Here is a 13,480-nt window from a genome sequence, read left to right as displayed (position 1 = left end):
TTCCTTCTGTGCTGGGCGATGAGCTGGGAATGGGTTGAGTGGGCGGATCAGGCGTACTTCCATCGGAGAAGGACCTTCTTCTCCAGCAGGTTCACGGCCGCGATGATGAGAACCGAGAACACCGTGATGGAGAGGACGAGGGCGAACAGGGTCGCGGTGTCGTAGATGCCTATGGCACGGTTGAGCATGTTGCCCAGCCCCGCTTTCGAGGCGATGATTTCCGCGAACAGAGCCGCGACCAGGGCGGTTCCGGCCTCTATCCGCAGAGCCGCAACGATGCTCGGCGATGCGGACGGCAGAATCACCTTGATGACGGTTTGCAACCGCGATGCCCCGTTGGCGCGGGCCACTTTCAGGTGGCTTTCCTGAACCTGCTTGATCCCGGCAATGGTGTTGAAGACGAACATGAAGTAGCCGAAGAGGAACACGATGACGATCTTGTGATTGACACCGACGCCCAGGTACAGCGTGAGCAACGGGATGATCGTCACTTTCGGTACGGCCATAGCCGCGCCGACAAAGGGATTCAGGAAGCGTTCGCCGGTGCGCGACAACCCCATGTAAATTCCTGTTGCAACACCGAATACGAAGGCGAGGGCGGTCCCGACCACAGCTTCGTACAGAGTGATCAGGAGATTGCCGAAGAGGTGCTCCTCGGTGATCAAGTGCGGAAATACACCGAGAATCTGGGTGGGTGATGCCATATAGATCGAACCCACCCGTCCCGAATCGACCAGCCATTGCAGTATCGCCAGTACCACGGCCACGACTGCGAGTTGGCCCGCCAGGATGGCCAGATTCCTCCGTGACAAGGCGGTACGCCACTGCCCGGCGCGTGTCACTGCCGGGGTTGGGGATGCCGGCACCGCTGGACGGGTTACGATCTCGGCTTGGTCGAGGGCCACCGTCATGCTCCTTTCAGTTCTGCTCTGACACGCATTACGCGCTCAGGCCGCGGTTTCGGTTGGCGGGCCGCTGGAGGCCCAGATGGGCCCGGAATGTCGTGCCGCCATACTCGGTGCGGTACAACCCGCGTCGCTGCAGTTCGGGTATCACCAATTCGGTGAACGCCTGGACGGATCCGGGCACGAAATCGGGGAAGATGTTGAATCCGTCGGCCGCGCGTTCCTCGAACCAGTACTGGATGTGATCCGCAACCTCCACCGCGTTTCCCACGACCGTGCCGAACCCCACCGTGATTCCGTTGATCAGATCGAGGTATGTGATCGGCGAGGCACCCTGCACGGTCCGGCGGGTGGTCTTCGTGATGCCCTCGAAGATCTTTCGTCCCTCCCGTCCGGACCGGTCGAACACCTCCGCGGAGACGGGATCGTGGTAGCCGTGCCCCGTCACGTCGACGCCGAGCACCTGCGACACCGTGGCGAGGTTGCGCTTGAGGGCCTCACCGAGTCCACCGAATCGCACGGAGTCCACCGTCTCGCCTTCGGGATCGAGTGGTAGCAGTGAGTTGAGGCGGTCGTACACTTCCACCGCTTCTTCGGTCGTGGGCGCCACCACCACGCTCAGTCCCGGCAGAATCTGAATGTCGTGCTCGGTGCGGCCGTACTTGGCGGCACGTTCCTTCACGTCTGCGTAGTACTCCTTTGCGGCCTCGAGGCTGGGCTGGCCGGCGAAGATGACGTCGGCCTCTCGTGCACCGAGGTCGCGCGAGCGATCCGACGTGCCGGCGTGCAGCAAGACGACCTGTCCCTGTGGTGGCCGGGCGACGTTCAGCGGTCCGCGGACCGAGAAGTGCTGCCCTACATGGTCGATGGCATGGAGCTTGGTCTCGTCGATGTACCGCCCGCTGGTCTTGTCCCGGAGAAATGCATCGTCGTCCCAGCTGTCCCACAGGGCGCGGACCACGTCGACGAACTCTTCCGCCCAGTCGTAGCGCTTGTCGGTGTCCCAGTGGGCGTCCCGACTGAAATTGAAGGCTGCGGCGCCGTCGGCCCCGGTGACCAGATTCCACGCCGCACGCCCACCGCTCAGGTGATCGAGGGATGCGGTCAGACGCGCGATGGTGAACGGGTCGTAGTAGGTGGGATTCGCTGTGACCACGATCCCGATGTGCGAGGTGGCGGCCGCGAGCGCACTCGCGACCGTGAAGGGTTCCATGCGCGACATCTGGGCGGGATTGGTCTTGGCCAGCTTCGGATCTGTCGCCAGGCGGTCCCCCAGGAACAGGAAATCGAATTTCGCTTCCTCGACCAACCGTGTGACGTCCTGAATGAACTCGATATCGTAGGCGCCGTCGGCCTTGGCTCCGGGGTAACGCCAACCTGCCGTGTGTGTCCCGGTTGCCCAGAACATGAGTCCGAAATGAAGTTCCCGCTGTGGTTCGGACATCGGTCACCGTCCTCCTGTTGTCGTGTCGGCGTGCGTCCAGCGGTTCACCGGTCGCTCGAGTCCCAGGTGTTCGCGCAACGTGCGGCCCTCGTACTCGGTGCGGAACAGTCCGCGGCGTTGGAGCTCTGGCACGACGAGCGCGACAAAGGTGTCCAATTGTTCGGTGAGGAAGGCCGATTGGATGTTGAAGCCGTCCGCTGCACCGGCCTCGAACCAGGTCTGTATGTAGTCGGCGATGTCGTTGGGGTCGCCGACCGCCACGTGACCGCCCACGATGTGTGCGTAGAGGAGGTCCCGGACCGTCAACGGGCTGTCGCCGCCCACCACACGACCGGTCCTGGCCCGGGCGGCACCCAGCAGTGTCCGTCCCAGCGGATTGAGCTGCTGGGCGGTGGAGGCGTCGAGGGGGTCGTCGAGGTCCAGCCGGGTGAGGTCCACGCCCACCCGCTGGGACAACGCGCCGAGGTTCCGCAATCCCTGTCCTTGCGCCTCACGCGGCGCCGCGAAGGAGTCTGCGCTCCAGTCGGAGGGGTTGCGTCCGCCGAACCGGGTGTCGTCATCGAGGATGATCAGGGCGTTGAGCCGGTCGTAGAGGTCGCGCGCTTCCTGCCGTGTACGCGCCACGATGGGCGTGAGCCCGGGAAGGATCGCGATCTCTGACGGGTCCCGGCCGAATTCCGCTGCACGACGCCGGATGTCCTCGGCGTATTCCTTACCTTGATCGATCGTCGCGGCAGCGGCGAACAGGACATCCGCCTCGCGTGCACCCAGATCGCGCGAGCGGTCGGAGGTACCGGCGTGCAGGACCACCGGGTGCCCCTGGGGTGGCCGCGCGACATTCAGCGGACCGCGGATCTGGAATGTCTCGCCACGGTGATTCAGTAAGTGGATCTTGTCGCCGTCGACGAACTCGCCGGTCTCCGTATTGCGGATGAATGCGTCGTCCTCCCAGCTGTCCCACAGGAGGCGAACGACATCGACGAATTCGTCTGCTCGGTTGTAACGGGCGGTCGCGTCTCCGTGCTCGGGCCGGGTGTAGTTGTCCGCGGCTCGGCCGTCGGCGCCGGTGACAATGTTCCACGATGCTCGTCCCGCCGACAAATGATCGAGCGAGGCGGTGAGCCGGGCCAGATTGAACGGCTCGTAGTAGGTGGGGTTGGCGGTGACCACGATGCCGATCCGGCTGGTCGACGTCGCGATGTAGCTTGCGGCCGTGAACGGTTCGATCCGGGCGAGCACCGACGTGTTGGTGAGCTGGTACTCCGGACCGGTAGCGAGGCGGTCACCGAAGAAGAAGAAATCGAACTTCCCGGCCTCCGCGAGCTGGGCGAGTTCCGTGATGTACCGCGCATCGAAGCCGCGGTCGTGGACAGCCTCGGGCAGACGCCAGCCTGCCGGGTGGGTGCCGTTCGACCAGTACATGTAACCGAGATGAAGGGTCCGGTTGGGTCCGGAATCAGGAGTCATGTTTCTGCCTCTAGGTGTAGAGATGGACGGGTCGTGGAATCTCAGGCCCGGGTGGTGGTCCCGGTGACCTGCCCGGGCGCGCCACTGAGATCACCGATGAAGAGCGCGGACAGTTCGGCGAATTCCGATGGTGTCGGCCGCCACCGTGAGGCGAGGAGGTTGTCGTCGAGCTGCTCCGGCTTCGTCACGCCCGCGATCACGCTGGACACCGACTCGTGCGCCAGAAGCCACCCGAACGCCAACGCCGTCGGCGTCACCCCGCGTTCCCGCGCGAATTCCGTGTAGCGCTCGAGGGAGTCCCACGGCGCGGCGTCGAGCAGATGCTTCTTGAGATTCGTAATCTTGGCACCGGCGGGAGCGAAATCCCGACGATACTTCCCGGTCAGCAGACCGTTCTGCAGCGGGAAGTACGGGAAGAAACCCACCCCGTACGCGGCCAGTGCGGGGAGCAGTTCCTTCTCCGGTTCCCGCCAGAGCAGGTTGTACTCGTTGGTTGCCGAGACGAACCGGGTCAAGCCGTTGATCCGAGCTACGTATTCGGCGTCGGCGACCTGCCACCCCGCGAAGTTCGAGCTTCCGATGTACCGGATCTTTCCCTCGCGCACCAGGTCGTCGAGGACGGACAGCGTCTCCTCGATCGGGGTGATCAGGTCGGGGGTATGGATCTGGTACAGGTCGATCCAGTCGGTCTGCAGGCGGCGCAACGAAGACTCCACCGCCAGCCGCACATACCGGCGTGACCCGCGCACACCCCAATCCGGTCCGTTCAGGCCGCCCAGCCCGATTCCGAACTTCGATCCGATGATCACGCGATCACGGCTGCCGCCCAACGCCTTTCCCAGCATGATCTCGCTCTGGCCGGGGTGATCACCGTAGACGTCGGCGACGTCGAAGTAGGTGATCCCCAGATCGAGCGCACGACCGACGATACGGTCGGCAGCCTCCTGGGTCTCAGCGACCATTCCGCTCCGGCCGAAAGTGCTCGCCCCGATGCCCACCTCGGACACCACGAGACCGGAACGCCCGACGGGCCGATACCTCTCCTGCAGAACGGTATTCGTAGCGGGTCGACCCGCCGAATAGGCAGGGCGGGAAACAGGGGGCGCGGATGCGGTCATGGGCTTCTTTCACATCGATTCCGGCGACACGCCTCGGCCGCGTGTTCGGGCCCGGAAGGTTTGAACATCGCCGACAGTAGGGATCGCAACCCCATCGAACAACACATGGCATTCCACAGATCGGAATCATTGACCAGTTCGAAGAACTGTGTACTAGGGACGATCGTCGCTGAATGTCGGGTATATCGCTGCCGCCATTGCAGCCGTCTCGATTGTCTGTCAGGGTTGGATTCCACTAAGCGGAACATTGAGCCCCTCACCGGCGCGCGCCCCCTCCCGGCCAACGAGCCTTCGAAAGGAATCCACATGGCGGCAGACAATTCAGGGTTGCAGACGGTCTCCCGCGCTCTGGCCGTGCTGCGATGTTTTCAAGGCGACATCGAGTTGGGAGTCACCGACATCGCACGCGCCCAGAATCTGGCGATGAGTACGACGCACCGACTGCTGCGAGCGCTGCTCGACTCCGAGTTCGTCGAGCAGGACGAAAGGACCGGTCGATACAGGCTGGGAGTCGCACTGGCCGAGTACGGTCAGCTCTCCTACCGGCGTCACCTGATCTATCTGGCGGAACCCCACATGGAACGGCTCGCAATCGAAACCGGTACCGCGGTATCGATCGCCACCCGCCACGGCACCGATGCGATCAACCTGGCTTTTACACGGTGGCGAGAGACACAGGGCCACAATCTTTCCGAGGTTCGATTTCCGCTGCATGCCAGTGCACTCGGCAAGGCACTCCTCGCCTGGTCGCCGACGACCAGCGACGAACTTAACACCCTGCCCTACCATCTGGGAACCGACCGCACGCCTCGCAACGGGGCAGCACTGTCCGCGGAACTCGACGCCGCCAGATCGGCCGGATACACGATCAACGACGAGCAAACCGAATGGGGCTTCAGGATCATCGCCGTCCCGGTACTCGATCCGCAGGGTCACGCACGATTCGCCCTTGGGGTGCGCGGAACCACGCAATTGATGATTCCGGAGCGGATACCGTTCGTGGCCGATCTCGCGCGGGTCACCGCAGCGGCCATCAGCGACACGTTGTTTCGCGGTGCCGACCCGGTGACCGAACAGCCGCAGAAGGCGCAAACCGGTAACCGCCACAGTGGTGAAACGCGGAGGGCGTAGCGGCGAGGAGTCCTCGTCCGCCGGAATCAAACGTGGCGACGGACTCGCAGACACTGGTTTGCAACGCCATTGGCAGCTCTGACGCAACGGTGACGTCAGGGTGCGCCGTCGTCAGTGTCGGGTTGTCGGCGTTGTTTGCGGCGTGCGTGGGCGAGTTGTTCGGCGAGGTGATGGCGGTGGTTGATCCGTGGTCTGCGCTCGGGGTCGAGGTGGGATGGGGCGATCCAGTGTGTTCGTCCCGGGTACTGGGATCCGGGTCCGGCGGTGGTGGTGGTCCAGCCGGTTGTACCGGTGTTGACCTGTGCGTGGCAGGCATCGCACACCAGAGCGAGGTTCTCGATGTCGGTGGTGCCGTCGGGTTTCCAGTCCTGTACGTGGTGCGCGGCGCACAGGGACGGCGGGGCCGCGCACCCGGGTCGGGTGCAGCCACGGTCGGCGGCGATCAACGCCAACCGCTGGTCGGTGGTGGCCAGGCGGCGTTGCCGCCCGAGGTGCAGCGGGCGGCCGTGGTGGTCGAACAGGGCCAGCACCGGGTGCGCGTGTTCGGCCAGGGCGAGTGCGTCGGTGATCGGGAGCAGCCCTCCGGTGGCGGTGGTGGCCACTCCCCCGGCGGCCTGCTCGAGCTGGTCGAGGGTCATGGTGATGATCGCGGTCACGGGCAGTCCCCGGTGTGTGCCGAGGACCCCGGCTTCGATCAGCACCCGGAACATGGCGGTGAACGCGTCGTGGTTGCGTTGTGCTGTGGTGCGGGTATCGCGGCCGGCGGCGGCGACCAGCACGGCGGGATCGACGCGTCCGCCGTCGCCGGACGGGGAGTCGGGGTCGTTCGGGTTGTTCATTCCCGGCCGCGCCCATTTCGCGAGGATCGGATCGAGGAGGGCCCGGGTGATCGGGTCGAGTTCACCGGAGATCGTCGACATCAGTTCGGTGTCCTGGCGTCCGAGCGTGACCCCGCGCCGGCGTGCCCGGTCGCGGTCGTCACCGAGGTTCCCGTCGGGGTTGAGCCAGGCCAGCAACTCGTGTCCGGCCCGGTCCACATCTTCCGGGGTGCCCCGGCGGGCGAGCGCGGCCAGGATCGCTTCGGCCCGCGCGATGTCGGAGTGGGGGACCGCGTGCGGGATCTTCCGGATGATCGAGCGGATGGTCTTGGCGTGCCAGGCACCGATCTCGCCGTCCCGCTGGCCGACCGCGGTTTCCGGCAGTGCCGGGGGCATGTCCTGACCGGACAGGGTATGCCACACCCCGAGGTCGCGGGCCGCGGTCATCCGGGCCGCGGCGTCGCCGGCGGAGAGCCGCAGTACCTCGATCAGCAGCGCGTTCGGTGAGGTGTAGCCCAATGCGGCCGGTAGGGAGCGTTCCACGGTCTGCACGAGCAGCCGATGCGATACCGACTGCGCGCGGCGCATCGACTGCTCGAACTCACGCAGGCAATCGAGAACGTCGGTGTCCGCCAGTGCGGTGAGGTCGGCGTCGAGGAGCCCGTCCACGGCGGCAGTGAGCATCGTCAGGTGCTCCTGCACCCGCCCCGACCCCCCGATCGAACTCATGTGCGAAGCGTAGTCGAGGAGTCCGACACGTTTCGGCGACGTCGACGGCAGGACGATCTGCGAAACTTCTCAGGACACGGGGGATGATTGCGTCCGGGTGGGCGGCGTGGGTGGGACCTGCGAGCTCGGCTCGTCGTCGGTCGGGGCGGACCGCCACTCCTTGCCGAGTACCGCGGTGATGAGCTGGTCCTGGACCAGAACGAGGATCAGGGTCATCACACAGCCGTAGCCGAAGATGACGATGAGCCACAGCAGGTTCAACTCGGGTTCGCCCTCCTGGAGCGTCGGCATCACCGTCATCACGAGCAGCGACTCGATCATTCCGAGCAGCACTGCCGGAACCACACGGAATGGAGTGTTCCCCAGCACGATCGGGTGCACGGCGAGGATCAGGAAGATCACGGCGGTCACACCGATCCCCATCATCGCCTCGAGCGGAACCCCGGGGAGTGCGTTCTTGATCAGCATGAACAGTCCGGCCCAGCCGACACCGCACACGAAGCTGAGGAACATTCCCAGAAGAGCCGGCGGCGGAGCCTGGAGCGTGAAGAACAGCATCACCGGCAGGATGAGCATCGCACTGTAGGAGGCGAGCGGGGTGAGGGCCTGGAAAGGCAACATCAGAATCGAGATCAGGACCGCGCCGAGCACGGCCTGGATCAGGATTCCCTTGGTCTGCGAAGACATGGTTGTCCGTCTCTGTCGATGGTCGGAATCTGGGAGAGTTCAGGTCCAGGTTCAGGTTCAGGTGCCCGAACCGTCGAGAACGGCTGTGGCCGTGATGTTTCCGCAGCTGTCACTGCCGTAAGACGCACTCGGCGCTCCGCGGGGCTGGTGACTGCTATCACTGTGACAGCTCACACAACATCATGTCAAGTTCTGCTCCAGAACGGTGGGTGAGCTGCCTGGAAGGCGGGTCAGCCTGCGGTAAGATGACCCGGGTGACGACCCTCCGGATGGCGCAGAAGCGCATGACGCGTCAACTGCTGATGGCCACGGCGCTCGAACTGTTCGCAGCGAAGGGTTACGCGGCGACCACCATCGACGACATCGCGGCGGGCGCAGGCACGAATCGCACCACGTTCTACGCCCACTTCCCGTCGCGGACAGACCTCATGCGTGCCCTGCTCCGGGAACTCGACGAGAAGCTCGGCCAGGTTCAGGACTCTGTGACTCCGGAGCTGACCGTGGTGGTCCAGTCGGGTGATCCGCAAGCGTTGCGAGCGTGGATCAAGGCCAAGGCGAGCCAATGGCAGGACATACGCCCCTACATCATGGTCGCGGACGAGGCTTCCGCGCTGGACCGCGAAATCCAGATCATCGTCGATCAATGGTCCGAGAGTTCGATCGGCAACATCAAGGACGGGCTCGATCGAGCTGATCGCTTCGATCCCGGTACTCGCCAGATACGAGCAGTGCTGGCGTACTCCCAACTCGACGGTCTGGGCGGCCGGTGGATGCGTCGCGGCTGGGACGGCATGGATGCCGACGGTTCTCTCGAGATGCTCGCCGACAGCTGGCAGCATCTGCTGTTCGAGTAAGGATCTGCCCCGCTCTTGATCGCAGCGGGTCCGGCACGTTCAGCGGCTGTTGCCGGCGGCCCAAAACCGCTACTCTCCCAGGAGATTGCGCAGACAAGGCCGGCCGGGCAGCATCGCCGACCGACGGTGACCTGTCCTCGAGCGGGAGGCCTTCAGATGTCGCGCTCGAATTCGAGTTCGTCCCTCAGGGGTATCTCGTAGTTGCCCACTTCGGGGATCTGCGGCATCAGTGTCCGCCGCGCCTCGTCGACCGCGCCACACCGAACAGCGGACAGCCGGAAGCCACGGCGCTGGTAGAAGCGCACCGCGTCGATGTTGTCGTTGGTCGTCACCAACCACAGCCGCGAGCACCCCTGTGCGCGAGCAACTTCGACGACGCGATCGACGAGTGCCGTTCCCACCCCGCCCCACTGCCCGGATGCGCGCATGTGCACGATCTCGCAGTCCTTGTCGACGACGTCGTAGAGGAGCACCCCGACGACCTCGTCCTCGGTCGACGCAAGAAGCGCCGGCTGCTTCCGCACATCGACCAGCGCGCCTCGGCGAGCCACCTGCGTGGTGTGCTGATTGTCCAGAAACTCCACCAGCCGAGGATCGCCTGCGGCAACCTCTGCAATGTCGACCATCATCCGACTCCTCTCGGTGCGTTGCGGCTGGCCAGGTGATGCTCCGCGCTTCCACGGGATGAGGGGACTCCGGTACCCGGCAGGTATCCGTCGGGCCCGCCGGATAGCCGCGCGAATCGCGGCCGACCCTCGATGGCCATGAAAGTAATTGTAGGTCCGGCGGCGGGCCCGGTGGGTCGACCCGAGACAACCTTGTCGACATCGACGCACCCTGCTCCGGGCGGCAGCGGACAACCTTCCGGATTAGGATCGAAAATCGATATCGGGTCTCGATATCGGATAACCGGCGTCATCTCGCGCCCCGAAAGGGAACTGCAACGCATGGCTGGAGAACGTGATACCACCCAACAGGCGCCGACACCACAGCTACGCCGCCGGCTGGGGGTGTTCGACTCGGTGATGATCGGCCTCGGGTCCATGATCGGAGCGGGGATCTTCGCGGCGTTGGGCCCCGCAGCCTCGGCCGCGGGAGGCGCGCTGCTCGTCGGGTTGGCGGTGGCCGCGGTGATCGCGTACTGCAATGCTCATTCCTCGGCGCGGCTCGCTGCGCTGTATCCGCAGTCCGGTGGCACCTATGTCTACGGCCGTGAGCGACTGGGGCCGTTCTTCGGGTACCTCGCGGGCTGGGGATTCGTGGTCGGCAAGACCGCATCCTGCGCCGCGATGGCCCTGACAGTGGGGGCCTACGCCTGGCCGGGTCGCGAGCACCTCGTTGCCGTGATCGCGGTCGTCGCGATCACGGCCGTGAACTACCTGGGCGTTCAGAAGTCCGCGCTGGTCACTCGCGTCATCGTGTTCGCGGTGCTTGCCGTCCTCACCGTGGTGGTCGTCGTGTGCCTGACGAGCGCCGACACTCGCTTCGACGGCCTCGCGATCACCTCCGGTCACGGTGTGACCGGTGTGCTGCAGGCTGCAGGACTGCTGTTCTTCGCCTTCGCCGGGTACGCCCGAATCGCGACACTGGGTGAGGAGGTGAAGGACCCTCGCCGGACCATTGCCCGCGCGATCCCGATCGCTCTGGCCATCACGCTGATCGTCTACCTCTTCGTGGCGATCGCGGTGCTGCAGGCTCTCGGGGCCGATACACTCGCCACCGCTACCGATCCGCTCGCGCAGGCTGTTGCAGCTGCCGGGTTTGCGGGCCTCGAACCCGTCGTGCGGGCCGGCGCGGTGGTCGCCGCCCTCGGCTCTCTCCTTGCCCTGATCCTCGGAGTTTCACGCACCACCTTCGCGATGGCCCGTGACGGTCATCTGCCGCGTCTGCTCGATGCCGTCCACCCCCGGTTCGCGGTGCCGTATCGAGCCGAACTGGCGGTCGGCGTGGTGGTGGCAACCCTCGCCGCGACCGCGGATCTGCGCGAGGTCATCGGATTCTCCTCGTTCGCGGTGCTGGTCTACTACCTGATCGCCAACGCGTCGGCCTGGACGCTGTCGGCGAAACTCTGGACACGCCTGGTTGCCTTGGCCGGCGCCGCCGGCTGTATCGTCCTCGCGCTGTTCCTCCCGCCGATATCGGTCGTCTCGGGCGTGATCATCCTCGGCATCGGCGCGGGGATCTACTGGGCACGAGCGACTTTCGCGCCGAACAGCTGAGAAGCGGGCCCGCGGACCAGGCCGGCGGCCAGGGCTACCCGCGCCCAGCCGCGTCCGCTGATCCGCTGTCCTCGACGCCGACCCCGCTGAGCGCGTGGACGGTCTGTTCTCGGCGGAGAAGCGACTGCGCTCCCACTTCGAATTGTGCGAGCTTGTCGATGATGGTCTGACCGACTCGGCTGTGCCCCCAGATGCTGATGCCCTGGTGGGTGGTGGGTTCCCAGGTATTTTCGTCGACGATGATCGGGTTCCAGCCCACCTCCCATTCGAATCCGGATGGTGTGACGGCGTAGTAGGACAGTTCGCGGTCGTTGGTGTGCTGTCCTACCGACAGCGCCATGTCGAAACCGAGTTGCTTCACTCGCTGATACGACTGTGTCATGTCGTCGAGTTCGGCGACTTGGATGTTCAAGTGCTGCACGCGAGTACGGATCGGGTCGATCGGCGCGGCGCGCACCGCCGCGATGGCGATGGAGTGGTGCCTTTCGTTGACACGGAGGAATCGGATCTTCAGTTTCACGCCGTTCATCGTTTCGTCGATGTAGTCCGACAACCGGGCGTCGAACACGGTGTTGAAGTAGCCGCGGATCATGGTCGGTTTCTTCGAGGTGAGTGCGACGTGACCCATTCCGCCTTCGCCGGTGACGAATCCCGCCGTGTGCATCTGCAAGGGAGTGCCGGCGACTCGGGCCGTCGTGAAGATTTCCTGTGTGAGTCCCTTGGGGCCGGGGAACCGCAGCAGCCGTTCGACGCCGCGGAGTGCGGTTTCCTCCTCGGTCCCTTCGATCATGGGGACGCCGGCATCGATCACGCGGGCCACGATCCGGTCGAAGGCTTCGTGGTCGTCGATGTGCCACCCCATCGTCGTCACGTCCTCGGCGGGCCCGCGCTGCAGGAGGAAGCGGCATTCGTTCTCGTCGAGACGGAATCGCATGGTGTCGGCGGCGAGTTCGTCGAGGTGCATGCCGATCGCGTCTTTGCCGAAGCGCCGCCACTCGGCGAACTTCTCGGTCTCGATGACGAGGTACCCGAGGTGGACGTTGCCGAAGACCGAGGGTGAGTGAACGGGTGCGGGCACGATGTTCTCCTGCGGTGTGTTCGGGGTCAGACGGTCAGGAAGGTGCGCGTGATTTCGTTGAACAGGTCGGCGCGTTCCCACTGCACCCAGTGGCCGGCGTTCGATACCTGCAGCAGGTCGCAGTGCGGCATCCGGTCGGCCAGCATCTGTCCGCCGCTCGGCTTGTTCACCTTGTCCTCGGCGCCCCACACCACCAGTGTGGGTGTCTGCAGGGTCGTCAGACGCCTATCGCGGGTGAAGTCCATCCGCCACAGCGTGCGCAGAGCGGTAGGGCCGGACGGGCGCTGCAGTGGCGGATTCGCGATCACGTCCGGATCGATGCTTGCCTGGTACCTCAGGTCGATCACCTCGGCGGGGACGGATTCGCCCTTGCAGACGAGGTATTGGCGGATGAAGTTCTCGAGTTTCTGCCGCGAGGGGCCGTCGCCACCGTAGTAGGACAGCAGACTCTTCAGGCCGGGAGTGGGCACACCGCGGGTGGTGCCGATGCCGCCCGGACCCATCAGGACCATCCGGTCGACCCGCTCGGGGGTGTCGAGTGCGAGGCGCAGGGCGCAGGCGCCGCCGTAGGAGTTACCGACGAGGTGGGCTTTGTCGACGCCGAGTTGGTCGAGCAGGCCCCGGATCGAATCGGCAAGGTAGCCGAACGGATCGCTCTGGTCCACGCCCTTGCTCGAGCGTCCGTAGCCCGGCAGGTCGGGGACGATGACCCGGAAGTTCTCCGCGAGCGCATCGATGTTGCGGGCAAAGTTCGATACCCCCGATGCTCCTGGGCCTCCGCCGTGCAGGAGTAGCAGTGCCGGGCCTTCACCCGTCTCGGCCACGAAGATGTCTTTGCCGCGCACGGTGTAGGTCTTTTCCGTCATCGAGTCGATGGTCACGAATTCTCCTGAGTCGAGAGATGTTGCGCACTGGCAGTTTTCGGAATCGCAAGTCCGGTCGGCGGCGCGGCCAGCTCCCCGTCACCGCCTGCCGCTGCGTAGACGAATCCGTCGGGCCGCAGGGCCAGCACGGTGGCGCCCTTCTCGCG

The 13,480-nt window shown here is 65.1% G+C and carries 12 protein-coding genes; 3 read left to right on the top strand and 9 right to left on the bottom strand.

The window, feature by feature from the left end; genetic code table 11:
* Positions 1 to 47: 47 nt before the first annotated feature.
* Genes WAW17_RS10950 through WAW17_RS10935 form a run of 4 tightly spaced genes read right to left on the bottom strand, consistent with a single transcriptional unit; the run spans position 48 to position 4,934 of the window.
* A complete protein-coding gene (locus tag WAW17_RS10950; RefSeq protein WP_422333005.1) occupies positions 48 to 905 on the bottom strand; it encodes an ABC transporter permease in 858 nt (285 codons plus the stop codon).
* A 34-nt stretch (positions 906 to 939) separates the two neighbouring features.
* Positions 940 to 2,349: an NtaA/DmoA family FMN-dependent monooxygenase gene (locus tag WAW17_RS10945; protein ID WP_422333004.1), complete on the bottom strand. Its 1,410-nt coding sequence runs from the start codon at positions 2,347 to 2,349 to the stop codon at positions 940 to 942.
* Between the two features lie 3 nt (positions 2,350 to 2,352).
* A complete protein-coding gene (locus WAW17_RS10940) occupies positions 2,353 to 3,816 on the bottom strand; it encodes an NtaA/DmoA family FMN-dependent monooxygenase (protein WP_422333003.1) in 1,464 nt (487 codons plus the stop codon).
* A gap of 41 nt (positions 3,817 to 3,857) precedes the next feature.
* The gene (locus WAW17_RS10935) at positions 3,858 to 4,934 is read right to left on the bottom strand and encodes an aldo/keto reductase (RefSeq protein ID WP_422333002.1); all 1,077 of its coding nucleotides are present in this window, start codon (positions 4,932 to 4,934) and stop codon (positions 3,858 to 3,860) included.
* 306 nt (positions 4,935 to 5,240) lie between these two features.
* On the opposite strand from WAW17_RS10935, the gene WAW17_RS10930 reads away from it, so the two are divergent.
* Positions 5,241 to 6,065, top strand: a complete 825-nt coding sequence (locus WAW17_RS10930) for an IclR family transcriptional regulator (protein ID WP_422333001.1) — start codon at positions 5,241 to 5,243, stop codon at positions 6,063 to 6,065.
* Positions 6,066 to 6,160: 95 nt separating this feature from the next.
* Here WAW17_RS10930 and WAW17_RS10925 read toward each other — a convergent pair whose 3' ends face one another.
* Together WAW17_RS10925 and WAW17_RS10920 are read right to left on the bottom strand one after the other, a co-directional pair.
* Entirely contained in the window at positions 6,161 to 7,612 is a 1,452-nt protein-coding gene (locus WAW17_RS10925; RefSeq protein ID WP_422333000.1) for a DUF222 domain-containing protein, read from the bottom strand.
* 69 nt (positions 7,613 to 7,681) lie between these two features.
* Positions 7,682 to 8,299 (bottom strand): hypothetical protein, encoded by a 618-nt coding sequence (locus tag WAW17_RS10920; RefSeq protein WP_422332999.1) that lies wholly within the window; start codon positions 8,297 to 8,299, stop codon positions 7,682 to 7,684.
* A gap of 254 nt (positions 8,300 to 8,553) precedes the next feature.
* Between WAW17_RS10920 and WAW17_RS10915 the strand changes: the two genes are divergently transcribed.
* The gene (locus WAW17_RS10915) at positions 8,554 to 9,153 is read left to right on the top strand and encodes a TetR/AcrR family transcriptional regulator (protein WP_422332998.1); all 600 of its coding nucleotides are present in this window, start codon (positions 8,554 to 8,556) and stop codon (positions 9,151 to 9,153) included.
* 152 nt (positions 9,154 to 9,305) lie between these two features.
* Here the strand turns inward: WAW17_RS10915 and WAW17_RS10910 are convergent, their stop codons facing one another.
* Positions 9,306 to 9,779: a GNAT family N-acetyltransferase gene (locus WAW17_RS10910; protein ID WP_422332997.1), complete on the bottom strand. Its 474-nt coding sequence runs from the start codon at positions 9,777 to 9,779 to the stop codon at positions 9,306 to 9,308.
* 321 nt (positions 9,780 to 10,100) lie between these two features.
* Here WAW17_RS10910 and WAW17_RS10905 point away from each other — a divergent pair, with 321 nt between their 5' ends.
* Entirely contained in the window at positions 10,101 to 11,372 is a 1,272-nt protein-coding gene (locus tag WAW17_RS10905; protein ID WP_422332996.1) for an APC family permease, read from the top strand.
* Positions 11,373 to 11,406: 34 nt separating this feature from the next.
* On the opposite strand, the gene WAW17_RS10900 is transcribed toward WAW17_RS10905, so the two are convergent.
* Complete coding sequence (locus tag WAW17_RS10900; RefSeq protein ID WP_422332995.1) at positions 11,407 to 12,450, bottom strand: VOC family protein; 1,044 nt, start codon at positions 12,448 to 12,450, stop codon at positions 11,407 to 11,409.
* A gap of 26 nt (positions 12,451 to 12,476) precedes the next feature.
* Entirely contained in the window at positions 12,477 to 13,316 is an 840-nt protein-coding gene (locus WAW17_RS10895) for an alpha/beta fold hydrolase (RefSeq protein ID WP_422333021.1), read from the bottom strand.
* Positions 13,317 to 13,480 lie beyond the last annotated feature (164 nt).

The organism is Rhodococcus sp. (in: high G+C Gram-positive bacteria), assembly GCF_049286785.1.
Classification (GTDB): domain Bacteria; phylum Actinomycetota; class Actinomycetes; order Mycobacteriales; family Mycobacteriaceae; genus Rhodococcus_F.
This window is presented reverse-complemented; position numbering and strand designations above follow the sequence as displayed.

What these genes read in the sequence shown, in the direction of transcription:
- WAW17_RS10945 (WP_422333004.1), bottom strand. Translation starts at nt 2,349, where the DNA reads ATGTCCGAACCACAGCGGGAACTTCATTTCGGACTCATGTTCTGGGCA.
- WAW17_RS10940 (WP_422333003.1), bottom strand. Translation starts at nt 3,816, where the DNA reads ATGACTCCTGATTCCGGACCCAACCGGACCCTTCATCTCGGTTACATG.
- WAW17_RS10935 (WP_422333002.1), bottom strand. Translation starts at nt 4,934, where the DNA reads ATGACCGCATCCGCGCCCCCTGTTTCCCGCCCTGCCTATTCGGCGGGT.
- WAW17_RS10930 (WP_422333001.1), top strand. Translation starts at nt 5,241, where the DNA reads ATGGCGGCAGACAATTCAGGGTTGCAGACGGTCTCCCGCGCTCTGGCC.
- WAW17_RS10925 (WP_422333000.1), bottom strand. Translation starts at nt 7,612, where the DNA reads ATGAGTTCGATCGGGGGGTCGGGGCGGGTGCAGGAGCACCTGACGATG.
- WAW17_RS10920 (WP_422332999.1), bottom strand. Translation starts at nt 8,299, where the DNA reads ATGTCTTCGCAGACCAAGGGAATCCTGATCCAGGCCGTGCTCGGCGCG.
- WAW17_RS10910 (WP_422332997.1), bottom strand. Translation starts at nt 9,779, where the DNA reads ATGGTCGACATTGCAGAGGTTGCCGCAGGCGATCCTCGGCTGGTGGAG.
- WAW17_RS10905 (WP_422332996.1), top strand. Translation starts at nt 10,101, where the DNA reads ATGGCTGGAGAACGTGATACCACCCAACAGGCGCCGACACCACAGCTA.
- WAW17_RS10895 (WP_422333021.1), bottom strand. Translation starts at nt 13,316, where the DNA reads ATGACGGAAAAGACCTACACCGTGCGCGGCAAAGACATCTTCGTGGCC.